At 41.7% G+C, this 798-nt stretch carries 1 protein-coding gene; it reads right to left on the reverse strand.

Annotated features, from left to right (window positions below; translation table 11 throughout):
* Positions 1-181 precede the first annotated feature (181 nt).
* Positions 182-622: a DUF2141 domain-containing protein gene (locus tag A3762_RS24730; protein WP_068757058.1), complete on the reverse strand. Its 441-nt coding sequence runs from the start codon at positions 620-622 to the stop codon at positions 182-184.
* Positions 623-798: the final 176 nt, after the last annotated feature.

Here is a 798-nt window from a genome sequence, read left to right on the forward strand (position 1 = left end):
TATAACCGTTTTTGCTACTCGTTCTGATTGCTGGGCGATACAAACGCTTAGTACTCAATTTGCATCGGACTCTCCAATTTAGGTATTAAAAAGTGGCAACGATATTTAGGATGGAACACATTAATCAAAAAGACAGTTAATAATTAACTGTCTTTTTGATAAGAATTTCTTTGAATAGTTGTTAGGTCTCAGAAAGCACACTGCTAAGTTTTATTTCTAGGTCCCTTGATAATACTGGATTGAATTTAGCTTGGTTAAAGGAGGGAGGGCCAGATTGTCCTTTCGCGTTATTCGAGAAGCCAATGGGTTCGATCGGTACGCCGGCAAAGCCGGTGCTAAGTTGCCCATTGCCGTCTTTGTCGTAGAAAACACTAACCGAATAGAAGTGGTTTTCCATGCCTGACAATTGAAACTGTACCTTGCCGTTTTCATCGACCTCTTGTCGCAAGGACATGAGAGGTTTTCTCAAATGATCAGAACTTGATTCAAACAGTGAAAGTATTGCGGAGCCTTGATTAGGCGATGCGCCGCTCACTGTAATATTGACACTAAAGTCTTCTTCTCCGACAGAGTTGAAACTCAAAGCAAGTAAGCCAACAAGGCTGATAAGTTGACGCTTCATAGGCGTTCCTCTTTGTGTGACGCCCTAAGCGTAGNCAAAAAAGAAACAGCGTATGTAACGGTTTGCAACGGCTCGANATATGGTGAAATAGCTGATTACGCTGCTTTGAACTTTAAGATCGCCGCGATACCAAGCAACACGATCCCAACGATATCAATCAACATGACTTTCTTTAA

This window comes from Oleiphilus sp. HI0125, from assembly GCF_001635355.1.